The sequence below is a fragment of the Nonomuraea sp. NPDC052634 genome (assembly GCF_040678535.1).
Taxonomy (GTDB): Bacteria; Actinomycetota; Actinomycetes; order Streptosporangiales; family Streptosporangiaceae; genus Nonomuraea; species Nonomuraea fastidiosa.
In genome coordinates this window covers 326,576-349,607 of sequence record NZ_JBFATY010000007.1, presented here as the reverse complement: position 1 = coordinate 349,607, position 23,032 = coordinate 326,576, and the positions used below count along the sequence as shown (strand labels likewise).

Below are 23,032 nucleotides of genomic sequence, written 5' to 3'. Positions count from 1 at the left end.
TGGTCACAGTGGCGACGTCGGCATCAAGCCCGCGCCCGCCGCTGCCATTACCAGCGACAGCGACGAATCATCGATCACTAAATGCGGCTGGAGTACTAAGCCGGTGAGGGTGACCGTGACCTCGTCGAAGGTCTCGCGGGGGATGCGGGCCCACAGGGCCTCCTCGGCCATGCGGGCCTTGGCGGGCAGGTCGAGGCCGGTCAGGACGAGGGTCATCGTGTTGCGGTAGCCGCCCAGGGAGTTGACCGACGCCTTGAGCGTCGCGGGCGGCGGTTCGCCGCGCACGCCGGAGATGCGCACCCGGTCGGGCCCGTCGCCGGTGAGCGTGATGGTGTCGAAGCGGGCGACCACGTCGGGGCCGAGGTAGCGGGGGCCGCCGAGTTCGTAGACGAGCTGCGCGGTGACGGTGCCGACGGAGACGAGCCCGCCGGTGCCCGGGTGCTTGGTGATGACGCAGGAGCCGTCGGCGTGCAGTTCGGCGAGCGGAAAGCCGCAATGCGCCAGGTCGGGAACGTCCTGGAAGAACGCGTAGTTGCCGCCGGTCGCCTGGCAGCCGCACTCGATGACGTGCCCGGCCACCACCGACCCGGCGAGCGCGTCGAGGTCGCCGGGTCCCCAGCCGTACCGCCAGATGCCGGGGCCGGTCACGAGCGCCGCGTCGGTCACCCGCCCGGTCACCACGACGTCGGCGCCCGCGGAGAGCGCGGCGGCGATCGGGCGGCCGCCGAGGTAGGCGTTGGCGGTGAGCGGGGTGGCGTCGAGGCGCTCGCCGGTGTCGGCGTTGACGAGGTCGAGGGGCAGGCCGGTGAGGTCGTCGCCGGTGACGTACGCGATGGACGGGCGCAGGCCGAGGCGGGCGGCCAGCTCGTGCACGGCCTCGGCACAGCCGGCGGGATCGAGGCCGCCCGCGTTCGAGACGATCTTGATGCCGCGGTCGAGGCAGGGTCCGAGCACGTCTTCGAGCTGCCGCAGGAACGTCGGCGCGTAACCGGGACGGCCCTTGAGCCGGTTGCCGGCCAGGATGAACATGGTCAGCTCGGCCAGCCAGTCGCCGGTCAGCACGTCGATGGGGCCGCCTTCGACCATCTCGCGGGCGGCCGACAGCCGGTCGCCGTAGAAGCCGCTGCAGTTGGCGACGCGCAGCACCATGGGGTTCACACCACCCAGGCGGGCGGGCGCTTGGCCTTGAACGCGGCGATGCCCTCCTGCCCCTCCTCGGAGGTGAAGCGCTCGGCCGACAGCTCGGCCATGCGCCGCAGCCCTTCCTGGAACGACATCCCCGGCACCTCCCTGACCAGCCGCTTGGTGATGGCGAGCGCCTCGGGCCCGCCCTTGATCAGCATCTCGGTGTAGTAGGCGACGGTCGCGTTCAGCTCCTCCTCGGGGACGGCCCGCGACAGCAACCCGATCTCGACGGCCCGCGCCGCGTCGAACACCTCGCCGGTCAGGAAGTACTCGGCCGCCGCCCGGGCCGACAGCCTTCTGAGCACCGGCACGGCGATCATGGCGGGCGCGACCCCGAGACGTACCTCGCTGAACGCGAACGAGGCCGTCAGCGGCGCGATCGCGAAGTCGCAGGCGGCGACCAGCCCGATGCCGCCCGCCCTGGCGGTGCCGTTGAGCCGGCAGACGACGGGCTTGGGGCTCTCCCAGATCAGCTCAAGAATGTCCGGGAACGACGCCGTGACCGGCGCGTTCCCGTCATCGCGGCCCTGTTCCTTGAGGTCGGCACCCGAGCAGAACACCGGCCCCGTGCCGGTCAGCACGATCACCCGGGCGGCCGGCTCGTCCAGCGCCCATCGCAGATGCTCCGACAGCTCGCCGAGCAGGGCCACGGACAGCGCGTTGCGGTTGCGCGGCGAGTCGAGCGTGATCGTCGCGACGCCCGCGGCGAGGTCCCTGTGCACCAGGCCCGTCATGTGTCCTCCTCCTGGATGATCGCCAGCACGGCGCCCGCGTCGACCTGCCGGCCCTTCTCCACGTGCACGCCGGACACCACCCCGTCGGCCGGTGCGGTGATCCGGTGCTCCATCTTCATCGCTTCGAGGACGAGGACCGTCTGTCCCCTGGTCACCCGGTCGCCGGGCGCCACCTCGACGCGCAGCACGCTACCGGGCATGGGGGCGAGGAGCGATCCAGGGGCGGTGTGCTCGGCGGGTTCGGGCAGGCGGGGGAGCGGGGTGAGCCGCGCCGCACCCTCGGCGTGGTCGACGTAGAGCGGGCCGTCCTCGTCGTACCTGGCCACCTCGTAGGCGCGCCGCACGCCGTCGCGCTCCAGCACCACCTCATCGGGCGCGGCGCTGACCACGTGCACGCCGGGAGGCATCGGGTCGTACACGACGGGCCCGGTCTCCTCGAAGGTGACGCGTCGGGGCTGGGAGCGGACGTTGCGCCAGCCGGACGGCAGCCCGGCGAGGACGCGGGCCCGCCGCCGGTTGGAGGCGGCCATGGCGAGCGCGGCGGCCAGCGGCACGAGGTCGCCGCCCGGCGCAGAGGAGCCGGGGGCGGCGGGAGAGCCGGAGGCGCCGGAGGCGCCGGCGGGCTCGAAGGCGCCGGAGGCGGCGGTGAGGGGCCCGTCGAGGAGACCGGTGTGCGTGTCACCAGCCGCAAAGTCCCGATTTTTCAGGACTTCGAGTAACAAATCGCGGTTCGTCGGTACGCCGTGCAGCCTCGCCCGCCGCAGCGCCCCGGCCAGCTTCCGCACCGCATCGGCCCGCGTCGCCCCGTGCGCGACCACCTTGGCCAGCATCGCGTCGTAGTGCGGCGGCACCACGGACCCCGACTCCACGCCCGCGTCCACCCGCACCTCGCCCGGCACCTCGAACCGCCACAGCGTCCCGCTCTGCGGCACGAAGGAGGAGTCCTCGGCGTACAGGCGGGCCTCCACCGCCCACCCCGACGGCTCGGGCGGCGACGGCGGCAAGGCCGCGCCCTCGGCCACCTCGATCTGCAGCCGGACGAGATCGACGCCGTACACCAGCTCGGTCACCGGATGCTCGACCTGCAGCCGGGTGTTCATCTCCAGGAACGCCACCCGGTCGCCCTTGACCAGGAACTCGACCGTGCCCGCGCCGACATAGCCGATCTTGCGTACGGCCCTGGCGGCGGCGTCGTACAGCACCTCGCGCAGCGCGGCCGTGACGCCGGGGGAGGGGCACTCCTCGATCACCTTCTGGTGCCGCCGCTGCACGCTGCACTCGCGCTCACCCAGCGTCCACACGCCGCCGTGGCGGTCGGCCAGCACCTGCACCTCGACGTGCCTGGCGTGTTCGAGCAGGGGCTCGGCGAAGACCGTGCCGTCGCCGAACGCCGCCGCCGACTCGCGCCGCGCCGACTCCACCGCCTCGGCCAGCTCGCCGGGTTCGCGCACCACCCGCATCCCGCGCCCGCCGCCACCCGCGGACGCCTTCACCAGCAGCGGGAACTCCCCGGGCGCGGCCAGATCGAGCGAGGGCAGCACCGGCACCCCGGCCTCTTCCATCAGCCGCTTCGCCCCGATCTTGACGCCCATGGCGGCGATCGCCTCGGGCGGCGGCCCGACCCACACCAGGCCCGCGTCCAGCACGGCCCGCGCGAAATCGGCGTTCTCCGACAGGAACCCGTAGCCGGGATGCACCGCGTCGGCCCCGCTCGCCTTGCAGGCCGCGAGGATCCGCTCGATGTCCAGGTACGTCTCGGCGGCCGGCACACCGGGCAGGCGTACCGCCAGATCGGCCTCGGCCACGTGCGGCGCGCCGGCGTCGGCGTCGGAGAAGACGGCGACCGTGGAGATGCCGAGCGACCGGCAGGTACGGAAGACGCGCCGGGCGATCTCGCCCCGGTTCGCGACCAGCAGGCGGGTGATCACGGCCGGAACACCCCGTAACCCGAGGGCTCCGGCACCGGCGCGCTGTTGATCGCCGACAGGCACATGCCCAGCACCGTCCGCGTGTCGCGCGGGTCGATCACCCCGTCGTCGTACAGGCGGCCCGATAAGAAGAACGCCGCGGACTCCGCCTCGATCTGCTGCTCCACCATGGCCCGCATGGCCGCGTCCGCCTCCTCGTCGTACGGCTTCCCCTTGGCCAGCGCCGACTGCCGGCCCACGATGGACAGCACCCCGGCGAGCTGCGCGGGACCCATCACCGCGGACTTCGCGCTCGGCCAGCTGAACAGGAAGCGGGGCTCGTACGCGCGCCCGCACATGCCGTAGTTGCCCGCCCCGTACGACGCGCCCATGACCACGGTCAGATGCGGCACCGTCGAGTTCGACACCGCGTTGATCATCATCGCGCCGTGCTTGATGATGCCGCCCTGCTCGTAGTCCTTGCCGACCATGTAGCCGGTCGTGTTCTGCAGGAACAGCAGCGGGGTGCGGGTCTGGTTCGCGAGCTGGATGAACTGGGCCGCCTTCTGCGACTCCTCGCTGAACAGCACCCCGCGCGCATTGGCCAGCACACCTATCGGGAAGCCGTGGATGCTCGCCCAGCCCGTCACCAGCGAGGCACCGTACAGGGGCTTGAACTCGTCGAACTCGCTGCCGTCCACCACCCGGGCGATCACCTCGCGCGGGTCGAACGGCACCTTCAGATCCTCGGGCACGATGCCCAGCAGCTCATCCGCCGGATACGCCGGCTCGCGCACGCCGGGGTCGGGCTCGCGGCCCAGCTTGCGCCAGCCCAGCGAGGCGATGATGCGGCGGCCGATGCGTAAGGCGTCGTACTCGTCCTGCGCCAGGTGGTCGGCCAGGCCGCTGACCCTGGCGTGCATCTCCGCGCCGCCCAGCGACTCGTCGTCGGACTCCTCGCCGGTCGCCATCTTCACCAGCGGCGGGCCGCCCAGGAACACCTTCGCCCGCTCCCGCACCATCACGACGTGGTCGCTCATGCCCGGCACGTACGCGCCGCCCGCCGTCGAGTTGCCGAACACCAGCGCCACCGTCGGCACCCCCGCGGCCGACAGCCGCGTCAGGTCGCGGAAGACCTGGCCGCCGGGGATGAAGATGTCCTTCTGCGACGGCAGGTCCGCGCCGCCGCTCTCCACCAGGTTCACGTACGGCAGGCGGTTGCGCAGCGCGATGTCGGCGGCGCGCAGGGTCTTGCGCAGCGTCCACGGGTTCGACGCCCCGCCGCGCACGGTCGGGTCGTTCGCCGTGATCACGCACTCGACGCCCTCGATGACGCCGATGCCCGACACCAGGCTCGCCCCCACCGGGAACTCGGTGCCCCACCCCGCGAGCGGCGACAGCTCCAGGAACGGCGAGTCGGGGTCGATCAGCAGCTCCACCCGCTCCCGCGCGGTCAGCTTGCCGCGGGCGCGGTGCCGCTCGACGTAGCGCGCACCGCCTCCGGCCACCGCCTTGGCCTGCTCGGCGGCCAGCTCGGCCAGCTTGGCGAGCATCGCCTCCCTGCGGGCGCGGTAGCCGGCCGAGCCGGTGTCGAGCCTGCTGACGATCACGGGCGCCCTCCTCGTACGGAGCCGACGATCATGCCCACGCTAACGCAGGCCCGCGCTCCGTCACACCCCGCCGATCCGGCGACCGGCGGGGTGCCGGGGTCAGCTGCAGTGGCTCCAGTCCGACTTCCAGACGTAGGAGTTCCAGGCGCCGCCCCAGATCACGCACTTCTTCTTGGCCGGCAGCTTCACCGGGCCCGCGTGGGAGCTGAACTTGCCGGGGTCGTTCGCGCTGGCGCCGCCCTTGACCTGGAGGATGGCGCTCATGTTCACCTTGGTCGGGTGGACCAGGCGGGAGATCGTGACCACGCAGTTCATCCCGGAGCCCGCGTTGTAGAGCAGGTAGATCGTGGCGTGGTTGGCCAGCGCCTGCGAGTCGATGATCTGGAACCCGGCGCCGCACAGCGCCCCGGGCTGGGCCGTGTTCTGCTTCAGCTCCCTGCTCGGGCCGACCTGCTTCTTGTTGCGGGACGCGGTGGGCTTCGGGCTCTTGGACGGAGCGACCGTCGGCCTGCGCGTCAGCGTGGGCGGCGGCACCGTCATCGTCACCGTCGGGACCTGCGCGATCGGCTTCCGCGTCGGCTTCGGCTTCTCGGTCTTCTCCGGCCCGATGTCCAGCGTCGGCACCGGGCCGGGGGTGCTCGGCGGCGCCGGCGTCGGCGAGTCGTCCGAGGTGGGCGCCTCGCCCTGGCCGGAGCCTCCGTCCGGGCTGGTGGAGGACTGCCCGACGACCACGACAGGGACCTCCTTGGCGGAGTTCGCCTGTACGACGACCGCGCCCACGACGACCAGCAGGGCCGCGGCGGCGGCGCCGGAGAGCGCGAGCGTGAGCGTACGCCGCTGCCCGGACTGCCCCCCGTTGCCCGCCTTGTTCGCGCCGGGTCGTTGACCGGGCGCGCCGTGCTGACCGGGGCCTCCAGGACCTCCGGGGCCGCCGGGACCGGCCGGGCCGCCCTGGAACGGGCCGCCGGGAGCGCCGGCGCCGTGCGGCATGCCGCCAGGCCCGGCCTGCCCAGGACCGCCCTGCGCGGGAACGCCCTGTCCGGAAGCGACCTGCCCAGGAACGCCCTGTCCGGGGCTGCCTTGCGCAGGAACGCCCTGGCCTGGGCCGCCCTGTCCGGGAGAGCCCTGGTTGAAGGCATGCGGGCCCTGAGGGTGCGGTCCCGCACCCATGGGGCCGGGAACACCCGGCTGGAGACCGCCCGGCTGCTGAGGTCCGAACGGCATCGCGCCAGGCCCCTGACCGGGCGCGCCCTGCGGCCCGCCCTGCCCAGGAACGCCCTGCCCGGGAACGCCCTGCGGGCCGCCCTGAGCGCCTGCGGCCTGCCCGGGTACGCCGCCCTGCGCCGGTCCGCCGGGTCCGCCGGCGGGGACGCCGGGCGGCAGGGGACCGGTGGTCTGGGGCATGCCCGCGTGAGGAGCGCCGGGCACGCCGCCCTGACCCGGCACGCCGCTCTGACCGGGGACGCCGCCCGGTCCGGCGACGACGGTCTGCCCTGCACCACCCGGACCGGCGACGGCGGTCTGTCCCGCGCCGCCCGGCACGGGGGCGCCGGTCTGGCCTGTGCCGCCCGGCACGGGGGCGCCGGTCTGGCCCGCTCCGCCCGGCACGGGAGCGCCAGGCCCGGTGAGACCGGCCGGGCCGGTCAGGCCGCTGGGCCCGGTGATGCCCGGGTTCTGCGCGCCGGGGCCGGGCTGGGCACCGGCGGCCGGCTGGCCGTAGTCGCCGGTCTGGGGCGGAGCCGCGCCCTGAGGGCCGCCCACGACGTACGGACCGGTCCAGGGACCGGGGTACTGATCCTGCCCGGAGCCGTCACCGCCCGCCTGGGCGCCGCCCTCAAGGCCGGGCTGCCCGCCACCGGCCGGGAGGGCCGGCTGCGCGTTCCCGGCGGGGTCGGCGGCCGGGGTGGCGCCGGTGACCGGCTCGATGGCCGCCCTGGGCGCGGGCTGCCCGGTGAGGCGGACGATCAGCTCGTCCGCGGTGGGCCGCTGGGCCGGGTCCTTGGACAGGCAGGCGGCCACCAGCTCGCCCAGCACGCCGTCCAGCGACCCCAGCTCCGGCTCCTCGTTGAGGATCCGGTGCATGACGACGGGGATGGAGTCGGCGCCGAAGGCGGGCTTGCCGGTGGCGGCGAACACCATGGTGACGCCCCAGGCGAACACGTCGGCCGCCTCCGACACGGGCGCGCCGGTGAGCTGCTCGGGCGCCAGGTACGACGGCGTGCCCATCGCCATGCCGGTGGCGGTGGCGCCCGGCGAGTCGAGCGCGCGGGCGATGCCGAAGTCGATCACGACGGGGCCCTCGGGCCCCATGAGCACGTTCGCGGGCTTGAAGTCGCGGTGCAGAATCCCGGCCCTGTGGATGGCGGCCAGGGCGGTCGCGGTACTGATGGCCAGGCGTTCGAGCGCCGCCCCCCGTCGCGGCCCCTCGTTGATGACCAGCTCACGCAGCGACGGCCCCGGCACGTACTCGCTGACGATGTACGGCCGGCTGCCGTCGAGGTCGGCGTGCAGGACCGGCGCGGTGCAGAACCGCGCCACCCGCTGAGCGACGGCCACCTCGCGCAGGAACCTGGTCCTGGCGTCGGCGTCGGCTACGAGGGCGTTGTGCAGCAGCTTGACGGCGACCTGTTCCCCGGAGTCGCTCTTGCCGAGATACACAACCCCCTGGCCGCCCTCGCCGAGCCGGGCGACGATGTCAAACGCCCCCAGCCGCCGCGGATCGTCCGCCGCCAACGGCTGGAACTGATTCACGTCGGACCCCCATAACAACCCAATAGATGAGGCAAAACGCTACCAGCGCGACGCTTGAGGCGTCTGCCGTACGTGTCAGAAGTTTCGGGTTTTGACGCGCAAAGTCAGCGTTCCTGCGCAGGTCGTGTACACCGCGAACCCCAAGGTCACGGCTTGGTCAACCGAAGATCAGATCGCCTTGCCGGGGTTGAGGATGCCCAGCGGGTCGAAGAGGGCCTTGATACCCCGCTGGAGCTCGGCCGCCACCGGCCCGGACTCCAGCTCCAGCCAGCGCCGCTTGAGCAGGCCCACGCCGTGCTCGCCGGTGAGCGTGCCGCCGAACTCCAGCGCGCGCCGGAACACCTCGTCCGCCGCCGCCCACACCTCAGGCGGCGGTTCGAGCATGCCGTGCTCGAAGATGAAGACCGGGTGCAGGTTGCCGTCGCCCGCGTGCGCGACGGTCGCGATCATCACGTCGTGGCGCGCCGCCGCCTCCTCGATCGCGGTGATCATGTCGGGCAGTACGGAACGCGGCACGCACACGTCCTCGACCAGGCAGGCGCCCAGCCGCTCCTTGGCCCCGTACGCCAGCCGGCGCAGCCCCACCAGCTCGTCGGCCTCGGCCGGGCTGGAGGACACGGCCACGAACGTGGCGCCGTTCTCGGTGCAGATGCGCTGCATGCGCTCGACCACCGCCTGACCGTCGGGCGCGTCGGACTGCCCGATGAGCATGGCCTGCGTCGTGGCCTCCAGGCCGATGTTGCGCCAGTCGTCGATGGCCTTGAGCGTGGCCCGGTCGAGCAGCTCCATGAGCGACGGCTGGCAGCCGGCCGCCATGATCGCCGAGACCGCGGCGCCCGCGTCGCGCAGCGAGCCGAACTCGGCGGCGAACGTCGCGGGCGGCGCGGCGGGCGCGCGGCGCAGCCGCACGGTGGCGGCGGTGATCACGCCGAGTGTGCCCTCCGAGCCGACGAACAGGCCGGTGAGGTCGTAGCCGGTGACGCCCTTCATCGTGCGCCGTCCGGTGTTCAGCACCCGCCCGTCGGCCAGCACCACCTCGAGGCCGAGCGCGGAGTCCCTGGTCACGCCGTACTTGACGCAGCGCAGGCCGCCGGCGTTGGTGGCCAGGTTCCCGCCGATGGTGGAGATCTCGTACGACGACGGGTCCGGCGCGTACATGAGGCCGTGCTCCCTGGCGGCCTTGTCGAGGTCGGCGGTGATGACGCCGGGCTCGACCACCGCGATCTCGTCGGCGGGCGACAGCTCCTTGATCGCGGTCATCTTGGCCAGCGACAGGATGATCGAGCCGTCACCGGCGACGGACGCGCCCGCGAGTCCCGTGCCGCCGCCGCGCGGCACCACCGGCACCCGGTGCTCGCTCGCCCACTTCAGGGTCGTCACCACGTCGTCGCGCGAGGTGGCCAGCACGACGCCGAGCGGCTTGCCGGGGGCGAGGAACGTGCGGTCACGGGCGTAAGAGTCGATCACATCGGGGTCGGTCACGACACGCGCTTCGGGCAGGGCGCTCACCAAGGCATCAATCGGTCTCACACCCTGCAGCCTATGGTTTGCGCAGTGCGTTCCTTAACGCCAGACTGCCCGGGTGAATGTCGAGTGCCCGGTCTGCTCCAAGGACGACCAGGTCGTCGCGGTCCCCGGAGCGGTCGCCGCCGGGACGACATACAAGATCGGCCGGGTGCGCCTACCGGGTGCGCGCGAGGTCGCCGACCTGCCGACGGCGGCGGCGCTCGGCGCGTCCAGACACGTGATGAGCCGCACCCAGCTCGCGGTCTGGCTGTCGTTTCCCAGCCGCCACTACACGCCGTGGACCAGGAACCAGGGCTACGTGCTGCTGCTGCTCGCGGCCCTGATACACCTGGTCATGTCGCTGATCATCGCGATGGGGCAGGACCCGTCCTGGAGCGAGGTGCTGCTCGCGCCGTTCTGCCTGACCGGCCTGTTCTGGGGGTTCGGGCTGCTGAACGTGCTCGGCTCGTACGGCGCGCGCAAACGCGACCGCGTGGAGGCCCCGGCCAGGGAGAAGGCCCTGGCCGTGTGGGAGAGCCTCTACTACTGCGCCCGCGACAACGTCGCCTTCGAGCCGGGGGTCGGCGTCCCGTTCCATCCGAGCGAGACGCGCGAGTACATCTTCGGCTTCAGGCCCGGCGCCCGCTGACGGGCGCCGGGAGGTGAGACGGGCCGGCCGTATCAGCCGCGCTCTTCGGCCACCAGGCGGACGCACACGGCCAGGCCCTCGATGGCCTGCTCCAGCTCGTCCAGCTCGGGGTAGGTGGGCGCGATCCTGATCGTGCGGTCCTCGGGGTCCTTGCCGTACGGGTGCGTCGCGCCCGCCGGGGTGAGCGCGATGCCGGCCGCCTTGGCCTTGGCCACCACCTCTGCCGCGTGCGGCACCTCCAGGCTGATGAAGTAGCCGCCCTTGGGGCTGGTCCAGGTGGCCAGGCCGCTCAGCCGCTCGGTGAGGATCTTGTCGACCAGCTCGAACTTCGGCCCGATCAGCGCGGCGTGCTTGCGCATGTGGGCCTCGACCCCGGCCGGGTCGCGCAGGAACTCGACGTGGCGGAGCTGGTTGATCTTGTCGGGGCCGATGGACTGCTTCGAGGTGTTGTGCAGGAACCACTCGACGTTGGCCGGCGAGGAGCCGAAGAACGACACGCCGGAGCCCGCGAGCGTCACCTTAGAGGTGGAGGCGTAGACGAACACGCGGTCGGGGTTGCCGTGCTCGGCGGCCAGCGTGAGGATGTCGGCCAGCTCGTCGGGGGTGTCGGTGAGGTGGTGGACGGCGTAGGCGTTGTCCCAGAAGATGCGGAAGTCGGGCGCGGCGGCCGGCATGGCGGCGAGCCTGCGCACGGTCTCGTCGCTGTAGGTGATGCCGGACGGGTTGCTGTACTTCGGCACGCACCACATGCCCTTGACGCTGGCGTCGGTGGCGACCAGCCGCTCGACGACGTCCATGTCGGGGCCCTCGGCGTTCATCGGCACCGCGACCATGGTGATGCCGAGCCGCTCGCAGATCGTGAAGTGCCGGTCGTAGCCGGGCACCGGGCACAGGAACGTGACCTTCGGCTCCTCGATCCACCGGCGGGCGGCGCCGGGGACCTTGCTGAGCAGCGCGTGCACGACCGTGTCGTGCATCAGCGCGAGGCTCGCGTTGCCGCCGACGACGAGCTGCCCGGCCGGGACCTGCAGCAGCGGCGAGAACAGCTCGCGCAGCTCGGCCAGGCCCTGGAGGTTGCCGTAGTTGCGCCCGTCGGTGCCGTCGGCCGCCCGGTAGGAGGTGGGCAGTTTCAGCAGATCGTTGGAGAGGTCGAGCTGGCGCGGCGACGGCTTGCCCCTGGTGAGGTCGAGCGAGAGTCCTCGCTGGACGAGGTCGGCGTAGTCACGCTGGGCGGTCACGAGCATCTCCTCCGATTCTGGTTGGCTTACGCAGGATAGAAGATGCCGCCCGCTGATCCGGCGGGCTTCCGTCATGTGGACAGCGCGCGGGCCCCGCCTGTCACGCACGTTCCGGCGGGCAGGGGCGCGGGCGCAAAGCTTTCGGCGAGCAAACCCAAAGAACGCCTTCACGAGCGGCGGTCGTTGGCGTGCAATGGGTAGATCGGGGCAGGCACAACTCCGCGTCGGAGGGAGCAGCCGTGACGACCGTTCGGGAGACCTCGATCGAGCAGGTACGGCGCCGTCGCACCGGGACGGTGATCGCCTCGTGGCTGTCGACGACCGACCACAAGGTCATCGGGTACCTGTACCTGATCACGTCGTTCGGGTTCTTCCTGGTCGGGGGCGTCATGGCCCTGATCATCAGGGCGGAGCTGGCCGCGCCCGGCATGCAGCTGGTCAACCAGCACCAGTACAACCAGCTCTTCACCATCCATGGCACGATCATGCTGCTGCTGTTCGCCACCCCGCTGTTCGCGGGGTTCGCGAACGTGGTCATGCCGCTGCAGATCGGCGCGCCCGACGTGGCCTTCCCCCGGCTGAACGCGGTGGCGTACTGGCTGTTCCTGTTCGGCGGGCTGATGGTGCTGGCCGGGTTCGTCACGCCCGGGGGCGCGGCGGACTTCGGGTGGTTCGCGTACACGCCGCTGGCGACCTCGACGTTCTCGCCGCAGGCCGGCGGTGATCTGTGGATCATGGGGCTGGCGCTGTCCGGCCTGGGCACGATCCTCGGCGCGGTCAACTTCATCACCACGATCATCGGCATGCGCGCGCCCGGCATGACGATGTTCCGCATGCCGCTGTTCACCTGGAACGTGCTGCTGACCAGCATGCTCGTGCTGATGGCGTTCCCCGTGCTGGCCGCCGCGCTGCTGGTGCTCGAAGCGGACCGCAAGCTCGGCACGCAGGTCTTCCTGGCCGACAACGGCGGGCCGCTGCTGTGGCAGCACCTGTTCTGGTTCTTCGGCCACCCCGAGGTGTACATCATCGCGCTGCCGTTCTTCGGCATCATCACCGAGGTCATCCCGGTCTTCAGCCGTAAGCCGATCTTCGGCTACCTGGGCCTGGTGGGCGCCACGATCGCGATCGCCGGGCTGTCGATGACGGTGTGGGCGCACCACATGTTCGGCACCGGGCAGGTGCTGCTGCCGTTCTTCTCGTTCATGACGTTCCTCATCGCGGTGCCGACCGGGGTGAAGTTCTTCAACTGGATCGGCACGATGTGGCGGGGCCATCTGACGTTCGAGTCGCCGATGCTCTTCGCCGTGGGCTTCCTGGTGACGTTCCTGCTCGGCGGGCTCACCGGTGTCATCCTGGCCTCGCCGCCGCTCGACTTCCACATCACCGACACGTACTTCGTCGTCGCCCACTTCCACTACGTCGTCTTCGGCACCGTGGTGTTCGCCATGTTCTCCGGGTTCTACTTCTGGTGGCCGAAGATGACCGGCAGGATGCTCGACGACCGGCTCGGCAAGCTGCACTTCTGGACGCTGTTCATCGGCTTCCACACCACGTTCCTCGTCCAGCACCTGATCGGGCAGCTCGGCTTCCCGCGCCGCTACGCCGACTACAGCGCGGCCGACGGCTTCACGCTGCTCAACCAGATCTCGTCCGTCGGCGCGTTCCTGCTCGGCGCCTCGACGCTGCCGTTCCTCTACAACGTCTGGAAGACGGCCAGGCGCGCGCCCAGAGTCACCGTCGACGACCCGTGGGGCTACGGCAACTCCCTGGAATGGGCCACGAGCTGCCCGCCGCCGCGTCACAACTTCACCCGCATGCCGCCCATCCGCTCCGAGCGGCCCGCCTTCGACCTGCACTACCCGCACGAGGTGACGACCGGGTCGGCCTCCGGCGAGGTCGCAGGCGACGAGACCCCGCAGGTGCCGCCGCGCACCGACGCGCCCGGCTGAGACGCGCCATGCGTGCACGGTGCCCTGATGGGTGCTGTGCGTCTGATGGTGTGATTGTCGTGTTTTGATCACGTTTCAACAACGCACTTTACGATCCGTTGACGCAGGCTCTAGCGTCCGGCATTGCATACCCCATGGCCATGCGCCCGGCGAACCCGGGCAGAGAGGGTTCCTGGTGCCCAGCACAAAGCGCCTGTTAGCAACAGTCCCGGCGGTCGCCCTCTTGAGCGCCGCCCTTGCCGTGCCCCCGGCTCAGGCGACCTCCGTCGCCACATACGAGCCCACGGCCGCGGACTACTACATCAACTACGCACCCCCGCAGGTCCAGAAGGACGTCAAGGAGCCGTCACTCGGCAACCAGAAGGCCCGCTCGCTGACCCCGGCCGAGAAATTCGACCGGAAATTCAGCAGCGGCAACCCGGCCGCCGGCCGCGTGCTCGCCGCCCGCGAGCGCGAAGCCATCAGAACCGGCCGCAACCCGGCTGAATGGATCTTCAAGAAGTCGAAGCAGGCCCGCACGGCCAAGCTCCTGACCATCCTCGTCGAGTTCGACGACCAGGCCAACGACGACTTCTCCGGCTTCAACCGCCTGCGCACGGTGGACAGCGCCCCCGACGACTGCGTGGTCGAGCCGCCCGGCACCCTGCTGAACGGCCCGCTGCACAACAACATCCCCGACCCGGCGAAGCTGCCGTACAAGGACAACAACACGTTCTGGGTCAAGGACTTCAGCCCCGAGCACTACAACAAGATGCTCTACACCGACAAGGGCATCACCGAGCGCGTGCGCAAGGACCTGAAGGACCCCCGCGACGGCAAGCCCGGCATCGACATCTCCGGCCACACGCTGAAGAAGATGTACGAGGAGATGTCCAAGGGCGCCTACTCCGTCACCGGCTCCGCCGTCGGCTGGATCAAGGTCCCGCACTCCGAGGCCTGGTACGGCGCCGCGGCCTGCGGCGGCGCGCCGCAGGACATGTCCGGCCACCCGGACAACCCGCTCGGCGCGCAGCAGCTGCCCATCGACGCGGTCAACGCCCTGGCCGCCGCGCAGCCCGACTTCCCGTGGGAGGACTACGACGTCGAGGACGTCTCCGACGCCGACGGCGACGGGAACTTCGCCGAGCCCGACGGTGTGATCGACCACCTGGTGCTGGTGCACGCCGGCAAGGACAAGAGCTCCGACGGCGGCGCCGAGGGCACGTACGCGATCTGGGCGCACTCCAGCGCGGTCGCCGGCGGCCACCAGATCCCGGGCAGCGACAAGAAGATCGCCAACTACATCGTGCAGCCCGAGGACGCCGGCGTCGGCGTCTTCGCCCACGAGTACGGCCACGACCTCGGCCTGCCCGACCTGTACGACACCACCGGCGCGGCCAGCTCCGCCGTGGACTTCTGGGACCTGATGTCCAGCGGCTCCCACGCCGGCCCCATCTACCAGTCGATGCCCAGCCACATGAGCCTGTGGGGCAAGTGGGTGCTCGGCTGGGCCAACCCGAAGGTGTTCGACCCGGGCGACAAGGCCAGGCTCGTCACCGTCGGCCAGTCGTCGCGCACGCCCAAGCTCACCGAGGACGGCGTCCGGGTCAACCTGACCTCCGCCCCGCTGAAGATGGTCGAGCCGCACAGCGGATCGAACGCCTGGTGGAGCGGCCCCGAGCAGGACTGGGCCAACCTCACGCTGAACCGCGACCTTGAGGTCCCCGCCGGCTCCGACGTCAAGCTGTGGATGTGGAACAACTACGAGATCGAGTCCGACTGGGACTTCGGCTTCGTGGAGGTCTCCACCGACGGCGGCCAGACCTGGACCCAGCTCAAGATGTTCGACGAGGCGGGCAACGAGGTCACCACGCCTGACGACTACCCCGACCCGCACGGCAACCTCGTCACGTTCGGCAACAAGAAGCACGGCGTCACCGGCGGCACCGGCGGGGTCTGGCGGCACGACTACGTGGACCTGACGCCGTACGCCGGTCAGACGGTCAAGTTCCGGCTGACGTTCAACAGCGACGCCGCCTACCAGGAGCGCGGCTGGCACGCCGACGACTTCGAGCTCGTCAGCGACGGCACCACCGTCTGGAGCGACGACGTCGAGAGCGACACCGGCTGGAAGCCCATCGGCGGCACCTGGACCAACACCAGCGGCGGCGGCTGGGTCCGCAACAACGGCGAGCGCGAGATCTCCCGCTTCTACCTCGCCGAGTGGCGGAACTTCGACGGCTTCGACAAGGGCCTCGCCTACACCTACGACACCGACTACCTCCGCGAAGGGGCATGGAAGGTGCAGAAGGTGAAGTACAACGCCCCCGGCCTGGTCGTCTGGTACCGCGACTCGACGTACCCGAACAACAACCTCGTCAGCAGCCTGCAGCAGCCGCCGAGCATCGGCCCCAAGGGCAGCCTGCTGATCGTGGACTCCCACTACGAGCCGCTGCGGCGCACCGGCAAGGCGGCCGAGCTGGACCCGTCGCTCAACAAGAACCTGCAGGGCCGCGTCCAGACCTCCAACGCCGCGTTCGGGTTCGTCAAGACGTACCCGTTCAAGGAGTGCGTGGAGGCTCCGGACGAGCCGGGCAGCGCGTACTGCACGGACTTCAAGGCGCAGAAGCCGGTGAAGAACTTCACCGACGCCAAGACCTGGTACCCGGGCATCGAGGTGATCGACGGCGGCCTGTACTACCGGGACGCCGACGCCTCGGTGGTCGTGCCGTCGAAGAACGACCAGCCCTACAGCACGCGCGTCGTGCACCAGGACGGCACCCCGGCCACCGAGCTGTACGGCCAGGTGGTCGCCGGCTCGACGCTCGGCACCGGCAACCCCGGTGACGAGGGCAAGGCGCTCGGCGTGCAGTTCAACCTGGTGAGCCCGCTGCCGGGCAACCTCGGCGCGATCGTCCGCGTGGTCCCGCCGAAGAAGTGATCCATGGGGGCCGCCGGGCGTCCGGCGGCCCCCTACCATTGATGACCATGGCCGAATTGCGCAGCAAAGACGAGCACACCGCGGCTATCCGCAGGGATCGCCGGGTGGCGGTGGTGGTGAACACCCGCTCGCGCCGTGGCCGACGCCACTACTTCGAGGTGATCGAGCAGATCCACAACCTCGGGTTCGAGCCGCTGGCGGAGCTGTCGGTCTACAACCCCAAGCGGCTGCGCGAACTCCTCGACACCGCCCTCGCCACCGAGCCCGACCTGCTGATCGTCGGCGGCGGCGACGGCACCCTGTCATCCGCCGTGCGCCACGTCGCCCACCGCGACGTGGCGCTCGGCGTGCTGCCGCTCGGCACCACCAACAACTTCGCGCGCAGCCTCGGCCTGCCGCTCGACCTCGCCGGCGCGATCAAGGTGTTCGAGACCGGCAAGGTCGCCGACATCGACCTCGGCCTGGCCGACGACCGGCCGTTCGCCAACCTCGCCAGCTTCGGGGTGTCGGTCGAGGTGGCCGGCAAGGTCAAGCCGTGGCTCAAGCGCATACTCGGCCGGCCCGCCTACCCGCTCACCGCGCTGACCATCCTGCCGGGGCACCGGCCGTTCCGCGCGTACATCACGGTTGAGGGGCAGCGTCACGAGCTGCTGACCCACCAGCTCAACATCGCCAACGGCCGCTTCCACGGCGGCTGGCAGGTGGCCAAGGACATCAGCATCGACAACGGCATGCTGGTGGCGTACCAGCTCGGCTCGGGCAAGAAGCTGCGGCTGCTGGGCGAGACCCTGATCAGGGCGACCACCGGCCGCTGGCGCAGCCTGGCGGGCGGTCCTTTCGTCATCGGCAGGGAGATGCTGCTGGAGACCGATCCGCCGATGGCGGCCGACGTCGACGGCGAGGTGCGGCTGCGCACCCCGATCAGGCTGCGCGTGGTCCCGAACGGAGTGCGCGTGATGGTGCCGGCGGAATTCGAGGATCGCTGAGTCAGCGGCTCACGCCCAGGAGAAACCCATAGCCTTCGCCCTTTCCACGTGACTGACCGATGTACCCACGGTAAACGAGAGATCGCGTTCCGTCACGAGGGCTCTGCGTTCCCCAGCCTCCGGTACGCCTCCATGAGCGGGCCCGCCACCTCGGCGGGCGGCGGGAAGAGCCGCGCCAGCAGGTCGGGCGTGACCGTCACCGGGCGGCGTTCCGGCCGGTGCGCCGTGGCACCCGGGGCGTAGAAGTCGGCGAGCCGCTCGGCGAACGGCACGTCCGCCACCTCGGGCACCCCGCCCGCCGCCGGCTCGGCCGCCAGCGAGCCCAGCAGCCGCTCGCGCGTCCGCCCCCGCCAGGCCAGCACCAGGAACGGATCGTCGTCGAACGACTCGGCCAGCAGGTAGAGCACCGCCGACAGGTGCTTGCACGGGAACCCCCAGTCGGGGCACGAGCACTCCATGTCGAGATCGCGCGGGAACAGGTCGATGCCCATCGAGGCGAACAGCTCCTCGATCTCCGGCGGCATCTCACCGGCCAGCAGCCGCGCCCGGTGCACGGCCTGGGCGGCGATGCCCTCCTCGATGGCGCTCCAGCGCTCCTCGTCGTACGCCTCGATCCTGATCACGACCTCGTACGGCCGGGGCCGCGAGCCCTGCACCGACGCCCGCACCTCGCCCGCCGCCAGGTCGATCGCGAGCACCTGGCCCTTGCGGGCGTAGGACCGGCCGCGCGAGAGCCTGCCCTTGTCGCAGATGCGCTCCAGGATGTCGATGAAGCGGCGCGACCACCAGGTGGAGCCGATGCTGCCGCGCCGGGAGCGGGCCTTGATGCCGCCCTCGACCGCGATCGGGCCTGCGCTGTCGTACCAGTCGCGCCGGTGACGGCGTCCGTCCATGGGGCCCGCCATGGCCTCAGCCCACCCCCTCGGCGCTGAGCCGGAACACCTCGCGCAGCTCCTCCGTGGACAGGTCGGTCAGCCAGTCCTCGCCGGTGCCGACCACCCGCTCGGCCAGCGCCTTCTTGCGCTCGATCATCTCGTCCACGCGCTCCTCCAGGGTGCCCGCGCAGATGAGCTTGCGCACCTGGACGTTCTTGCGCTGGCCGATGCGGAACGCGCGGTCGGTCGCCTGATCCTCGACCGCCGGGTTCCACCAGCGGTCCACGTGGATGACGTGGCTCGCGGCCGTCAGGTTGAGCCCGACGCCGGCGGCCTTGAGCGACAGCACGAACAGCGCGGGCTCCGGGTCGTTCTGGAACCTGTCCACCATGCGGTCGCGGGTCTTCTTCGGCAGGCCGCCGTGCAGGAACAGCACCGGGCGGCCGAGGCGCTGGGCGAGGTAGGGCTGGAGGAGGGTGCCGAACTCGGCGTACTGGGTGAACAGCAGCGCCTTTTCCCCCTCTTCCAGAATTCCTTCTGACAACTGTTCCAACCGGGTGAGTTTTCCGGATCTGCCGGACAGGTGGGAGCCGTCCTTGAGCAGATGCGCCGGATGGTTGCAGACCTGCTTCAGCTTCGCCATCGCCGACAGCACCAGGCCGCGCCGCTCGATGCCCTCACTGTCGTCGATCTTGCCCAGCATGTCGTCCACGACCGCCTGGTAGAGCGTGGCCTGCTCGGTGGTGAGCGCGCACCACTCCTTGACCTCCAGCTTCTCCGGCAGGTCCGTGATGATCGACTTGTCGGTCTTGAGCCGGCGCAGGATGAACGGCCCCGTCGCCCTCCTGAGCGCCCGCGCCGCCTGCTCGTCCTGGCGGGCCTCGATCGGCTCCTGGAACCGCGTCCTGAACCGGGCGCGCGGCCCCAGCAGGCCCGGGTTCGCGAACTCCATGATCGACCAGAGCTCCGCCAGGTGGTTCTCCACCGGCGTGCCCGTCAGCGCGATCCTGGACGCCGCCGGGATCGAACGGACGGCCCTGGCCTGCAGCGTGCCGCTGTTCTTGATCGCCTGGGCCTCGTCGCACACCACCCGCCGCCACCGATGCTCCTTCAGCGTCGCCAGGTCGCGGTAGGCGGTGCCGTACGTGGTGATCACCAGGTCGGCCCGGCCGATCCCGGCGGCGTCGCGGGCGCTGCCGTGGTGCACGTACACGCGCAGGGCCGGCGCGAACCTGGCCGCCTCCCGCTGCCAGTTGCCGATCAGCGACATCGGGCAGACGAGCAGCGTCGGCTCCACGTCCGGTCCTGCGGCGGCGGCGCGTTCGTGGACCAGCAGCGCCAGCGTGGTGATCGTCTTGCCCAGCCCCATGTCGTCGGCCAGCACCCCGCCGAGCCCCAGCTCCGACAGGAAGTTCAGCCAGGCGAGCCCGCGCTCCTGGTACGGCCGCAGCGTCGCGTCCAGGCCCGCCGGCGTGGCAAGCGGTGCCAGCCGCCGCTCCGCCTGCCCCGACAGCAGATCGCCGAGCACCCCGTCGGCGTCCACCTCGAGCAGCGGCAGCTCCTCGTCGTCGCCCTGCACGATCCTGCGCAGCAGGTCGGCGGCGCTCGCCTCGCCCGTACGGCTGCCCTCCAGCGCCCGCAGCGCAGCCTTGAGCTGCCGGTCGTCCAGCTCCACCCACTGGCCGCGCATCCGCACCAGCGGCACCTTCAGCCTGGCCAGCTCGGCCAGCTCCTCCTCGCTGATCGTCTGACCGCCGACCGCCAGGTCCACCCGGAAGTCCACCAGGTCCGCCATCCCGAACCCTTGGCTGGTCGCCGCCGACTGCTTCTTCGTCCTGGTCGTCATCTTCAGGCCCAGCCGCGTACGGCCCGCCCAGCGCGGCAGCTGCACCCCGAACCCGGCCGCCTGCAACAGCGGCGCCGCCTGCCGCAGGAAGGCGAACGCACCCGCCGTGTCCAGCGTCAGCTCGCTCGGCTCCGGCACCCGCAGCGCCCGCTCCAGCTCCGGATAGAGCCGCACCGCCCGCCCGAGCCCGGCCAGCAGGTCGCGTTCGGGGTGCCCGGGCAGCCCCGTCACGCCGCCCCAGACGGTGGCGGCCGGGACGTAGAGGCTGGGGTCGTCGGCCGCCTGCAAGGCCAGCTCCACCCGCCACTGGTCGTGTGGCTCGGCGCTGGGCTCGGCTGTGGGCTCGAGGAGGCGGAAACACACGCGGGTGGCGCCCTCGGCCGCCGTGACGGCCGCGTACCAGCGCTCCAGCTCGGCCCGCAGCTCAGGAACGTCAGGACAGGCCGGGTCGGGCCCGGTCAGCGCGGCCAGCCAGCGATCGGACGGGGTGTCTCGCCCGCTGCTGCGGAGGGGAGCGGTGAGCGCACGGCGGACGATCGCGTCGGTGAACGCCTCCAGCGCCTCGGCCTGCACCTGCGCCGACGGCCGCTCGGCATCGGAGGTGCGGCACGCGGGCGGCATGGCCAGAGCCAGCTCACGAAAGTACGCGGCGTCGGCCCCGGTGAGCACCGGCCGCCACACGGCATGTCCCCGGCCGGCCTGCTGCGAGGCCGGGATGTCAGGGGGAGCGGTGCGGACCAGCTGCGGGATGACGCGTCCCCTGCGTACGAGGTCGCGGGCGAAGCCGGCGACGGCGGCCCAGTGGCGCAGGGTGGCGGTCTCCGTCCGCACCTCCAGCACCCGAAGGGCGTCGGCGGGAGCGGGGACGACGACGGGCACGAGCCAGGGCCGCAACCTGGGCCGTGAGACCTCCACCAGCCGCCCGGTCTCCGGCGACGGCAGCGGCTCCTTGGCCGATCCCGGCAACAACAGGGTCAGCTCGCGCACGTCGCTCGGCGCGCCGTCCTGCCCGGCCGCGTCGCGGAGAGACGCGGCGAGCGCGGAGGCCGGGACAGCGTGCGGATGGGGACGAGGAGCGGCGGTGGTACGCGAAGGCGAGGCACCGGCCGTGTCGGCGCTCTCCGCCCAGAACGCGAGCCCGTCACCCGCCCAGACCCCGTGTACCAGCACCTCGGCAGGCTACCTCCCCACATGCCAAGCCCAAGCCACAATCACGCCCACCCACCCCGACTCGCCCCTGCTCACCGCCGAGCCGCCACCGCCCGCGTGCCGGCCTTCGCTCGCCGCTGAGCTGCCGCCGTGCGTGTGCCGGCCTTCGCTCACCGTTGAGCTGCCGCCGTGCGTGTGCCGGCCTTCGCTCACCGTTGAGCTGCCGCCGTGCGTGTCGGCGCGTCACTGTCGGCCACCACTGCATACCGCCGCCTGTGTGTCGGCATCGGCCGGCCGCCGGGCCGGCGCCGCCCAGCCGAGCAGGCCGAAGTGACGTGCGGCCGCCCAGCCGAGTTGGCCGGCGCGACGCCGTCCCCGGGCGCGACGTCCTCTGGCGGGACGCCATCCCCGGGCACGCCGTCCCCGGGCACGACGTCCTCTGGCGTGACGTCGTCCCTGGCGTGACGTCGTCGCCCGGCGCGACGCCGCCTACCGTCGCCGGGCCGCCGCCACCTCACCCCCTGTGAGGACATCGGTCGGCCGTCACCCCGTCTCCGGGCCGGTCGGCTGACGCCGGCCGCGTGGCGGCGGATCGGTGTCGGCAAGCCGGGATGGGCGGAAAAGGGGCAGTTCGTCTGGAGTGGGGGCATAGGAGGGGGTGTGGTGATGAAGACGAGGAGTGCGGGGATGGGGTTCGCCGGGGCGGAGGGCGCGTGGCGTGAGCGGCTGGGCTCGTTGCGGGACGTCGTACGCCAGGAGCTCGTCACCCGTCAGCTGGCTGTGCACCTGCCCGGACGACCCTGCCGGGTGCTCGACGTTGGCGCGGGCCAGGGGACGCAGGCGCTGAGGCTGGCCGCACGGGGCCATCTCGTGACGGCGCTCGACGCGTCGGGCGAGCTGCTCGGCGTCCTGGAGGCGGGGATCCAGCCGGGCATGCACGTCAGGACCGTGCACGACCGGGCGGAGCGGCTGGACGCGCTGTTCGAGCCGGGGAGCTTCGATGTGGTGCTCTGCCACGGCGTGCTGATGTACCTGGACGACCCGGACCCGCTGCTCGCCTCCCTGGCCCGCCTGCTCGCGCCGGGCGGGCTGCTGTCGCTGCTCGTACGCAACGGCGACGCGCTGGCCATGCGGCCGGGCCTGCTGGGCGACTGGCCGGAGGCGCTGCGCGCGTTCGAGGAGACCGGCTACGTCAACCGGCTCGGCGTCGCGGCCAGGGCCGACCGGCGGGAGGAGCTGACCCGGCGGCTCGCCGATGTGGGGCTGGAGGTACGGCAGTGGTACGGCGTACGCGTGTTCACCGACACCGCACCCGACACGGCCCCCGTGCCCGACGACCTCGACGGCCTGCTGGCGGCCGAGGAGCGGGCGGGCAGGACCGACCCGTACCGGAGCGTCGCCCCGCTGACCCACTTCATCGCCGCGAGCAGCCGGCACCGAGGCGGTGGATTTTCCAGGAACGCGGCGAACGCAGGGGAGTAGGCTGAAGATATGAACACTCCCGGATCGTGGTGTGAGCGGCCCAAGCCGCAGGCTCCCTCGTGCGAGCTGCCCTCCCCGTGGAGCAGGCCGAAGCAGCCCGACAACTGGTGCAAGGCCGACAAGGCCGACGGGCCGGGCAAGGATCCGGTGGTGTCCGTTCTGGGCTTCCTGCTCAAGGCCGCCACCAAGCGATAGATCCGCGATAGAAGACCACCTGTCTGGGTAGTCGCCTTCCTCAGCGGAGG

At 71.6% G+C, this 23,032-nt stretch carries 14 protein-coding genes and 1 pseudogene; 6 read left to right on the top strand and 9 right to left on the bottom strand.

Going from position 1 to position 23,032, the window contains the following annotated elements:
* Positions 1-105: 105 nt before the first annotated feature.
* From AB0K67_RS29050 to AB0K67_RS29025, 6 genes and pseudogenes are all read right to left on the bottom strand, one after another.
* Positions 106-1,149: pseudogene (locus tag AB0K67_RS29050) on the bottom strand (acyclic terpene utilization AtuA family protein); the annotation flags it as partial.
* Between the two features lie 5 nt (positions 1,150-1,154).
* Entirely contained in the window at positions 1,155-1,919 is a 765-nt protein-coding gene (locus AB0K67_RS29045) for an enoyl-CoA hydratase-related protein (RefSeq protein WP_364066684.1), read from the bottom strand.
* Entirely contained in the window at positions 1,916-3,847 is a 1,932-nt protein-coding gene (locus AB0K67_RS29040) for a biotin carboxylase N-terminal domain-containing protein (RefSeq protein WP_364066682.1), read from the bottom strand. The genes AB0K67_RS29045 and AB0K67_RS29040 overlap by 4 nt, the downstream gene beginning before the upstream one ends.
* Positions 3,844-5,379 carry a carboxyl transferase domain-containing protein gene (locus AB0K67_RS29035; protein ID WP_364066707.1) on the bottom strand — a complete coding sequence of 512 codons (1,536 nt, stop codon included), beginning with the start codon at positions 5,377-5,379 and terminating at the stop codon, positions 3,844-3,846. Before AB0K67_RS29035 ends, AB0K67_RS29040 begins: the two co-directional genes overlap by 4 nt.
* A 156-nt stretch (positions 5,380-5,535) precedes the next feature.
* Complete coding sequence (locus AB0K67_RS29030; protein ID WP_364066680.1) at positions 5,536-8,187, bottom strand: protein kinase; 2,652 nt, start codon at positions 8,185-8,187, stop codon at positions 5,536-5,538.
* Between the two features lie 168 nt (positions 8,188-8,355).
* Positions 8,356-9,717 carry an FAD-linked oxidase C-terminal domain-containing protein gene (locus AB0K67_RS29025; RefSeq protein ID WP_364066678.1) on the bottom strand — a complete coding sequence of 454 codons (1,362 nt, stop codon included), beginning with the start codon at positions 9,715-9,717 and terminating at the stop codon, positions 8,356-8,358.
* Between the two features lie 52 nt (positions 9,718-9,769).
* Between AB0K67_RS29025 and AB0K67_RS29020 the strand changes: the two genes are divergently transcribed.
* Positions 9,770-10,342, top strand: a complete 573-nt coding sequence (locus AB0K67_RS29020) for a hypothetical protein (RefSeq protein ID WP_364066676.1) — start codon at positions 9,770-9,772, stop codon at positions 10,340-10,342.
* Between the two features lie 32 nt (positions 10,343-10,374).
* Here the strand turns inward: AB0K67_RS29020 and AB0K67_RS29015 are convergent, their stop codons facing one another.
* A complete protein-coding gene (locus tag AB0K67_RS29015; RefSeq protein WP_364066674.1) occupies positions 10,375-11,655 on the bottom strand; it encodes an aminotransferase class I/II-fold pyridoxal phosphate-dependent enzyme in 1,281 nt (426 codons plus the stop codon).
* 164 nt (positions 11,656-11,819) lie between these two features.
* Between AB0K67_RS29015 and ctaD the strand changes: the two genes are divergently transcribed.
* The 3 genes from ctaD (at position 11,820) to AB0K67_RS29000 (ending at position 17,435) form a co-directional block, all read left to right on the top strand.
* On the top strand, positions 11,820-13,529 hold the full coding sequence (gene ctaD, locus AB0K67_RS29010) for a cytochrome c oxidase subunit I (protein ID WP_364066672.1): 1,710 nt from the start codon (positions 11,820-11,822) through the stop codon (positions 13,527-13,529).
* A 223-nt stretch (positions 13,530-13,752) separates the two neighbouring features.
* Positions 13,753-16,449 (top strand): immune inhibitor A domain-containing protein, encoded by a 2,697-nt coding sequence (locus AB0K67_RS29005; protein ID WP_364066670.1) that lies wholly within the window; start codon positions 13,753-13,755, stop codon positions 16,447-16,449.
* A gap of 47 nt (positions 16,450-16,496) precedes the next feature.
* Positions 16,497-17,435 carry a diacylglycerol kinase family protein gene (locus tag AB0K67_RS29000; RefSeq protein ID WP_364066668.1) on the top strand — a complete coding sequence of 313 codons (939 nt, stop codon included), beginning with the start codon at positions 16,497-16,499 and terminating at the stop codon, positions 17,433-17,435.
* Positions 17,436-17,527: 92 nt separating this feature from the next.
* On the opposite strand, the gene AB0K67_RS28995 is transcribed toward AB0K67_RS29000, so the two are convergent.
* Both AB0K67_RS28995 and AB0K67_RS28990 read right to left on the bottom strand, forming a co-directional pair.
* Positions 17,528-18,328, bottom strand: a complete 801-nt coding sequence (locus AB0K67_RS28995) for an SWIM zinc finger family protein (RefSeq protein ID WP_364066666.1) — start codon at positions 18,326-18,328, stop codon at positions 17,528-17,530.
* Positions 18,329-18,344: 16 nt separating this feature from the next.
* The gene (locus AB0K67_RS28990; RefSeq protein ID WP_364066664.1) at positions 18,345-21,326 is read right to left on the bottom strand and encodes an SNF2-related protein; all 2,982 of its coding nucleotides are present in this window, start codon (positions 21,324-21,326) and stop codon (positions 18,345-18,347) included.
* A 645-nt stretch (positions 21,327-21,971) separates the two neighbouring features.
* Between AB0K67_RS28990 and AB0K67_RS28985 the strand changes: the two genes are divergently transcribed.
* A complete protein-coding gene (locus AB0K67_RS28985; protein WP_364066662.1) occupies positions 21,972-22,787 on the top strand; it encodes a methyltransferase domain-containing protein in 816 nt (271 codons plus the stop codon).
* Between the two features lie 9 nt (positions 22,788-22,796).
* Complete coding sequence (locus AB0K67_RS28980; protein ID WP_364066660.1) at positions 22,797-22,982, top strand: hypothetical protein; 186 nt, start codon at positions 22,797-22,799, stop codon at positions 22,980-22,982.
* The last annotated feature ends 50 nt before the right edge of the window (positions 22,983-23,032 follow it).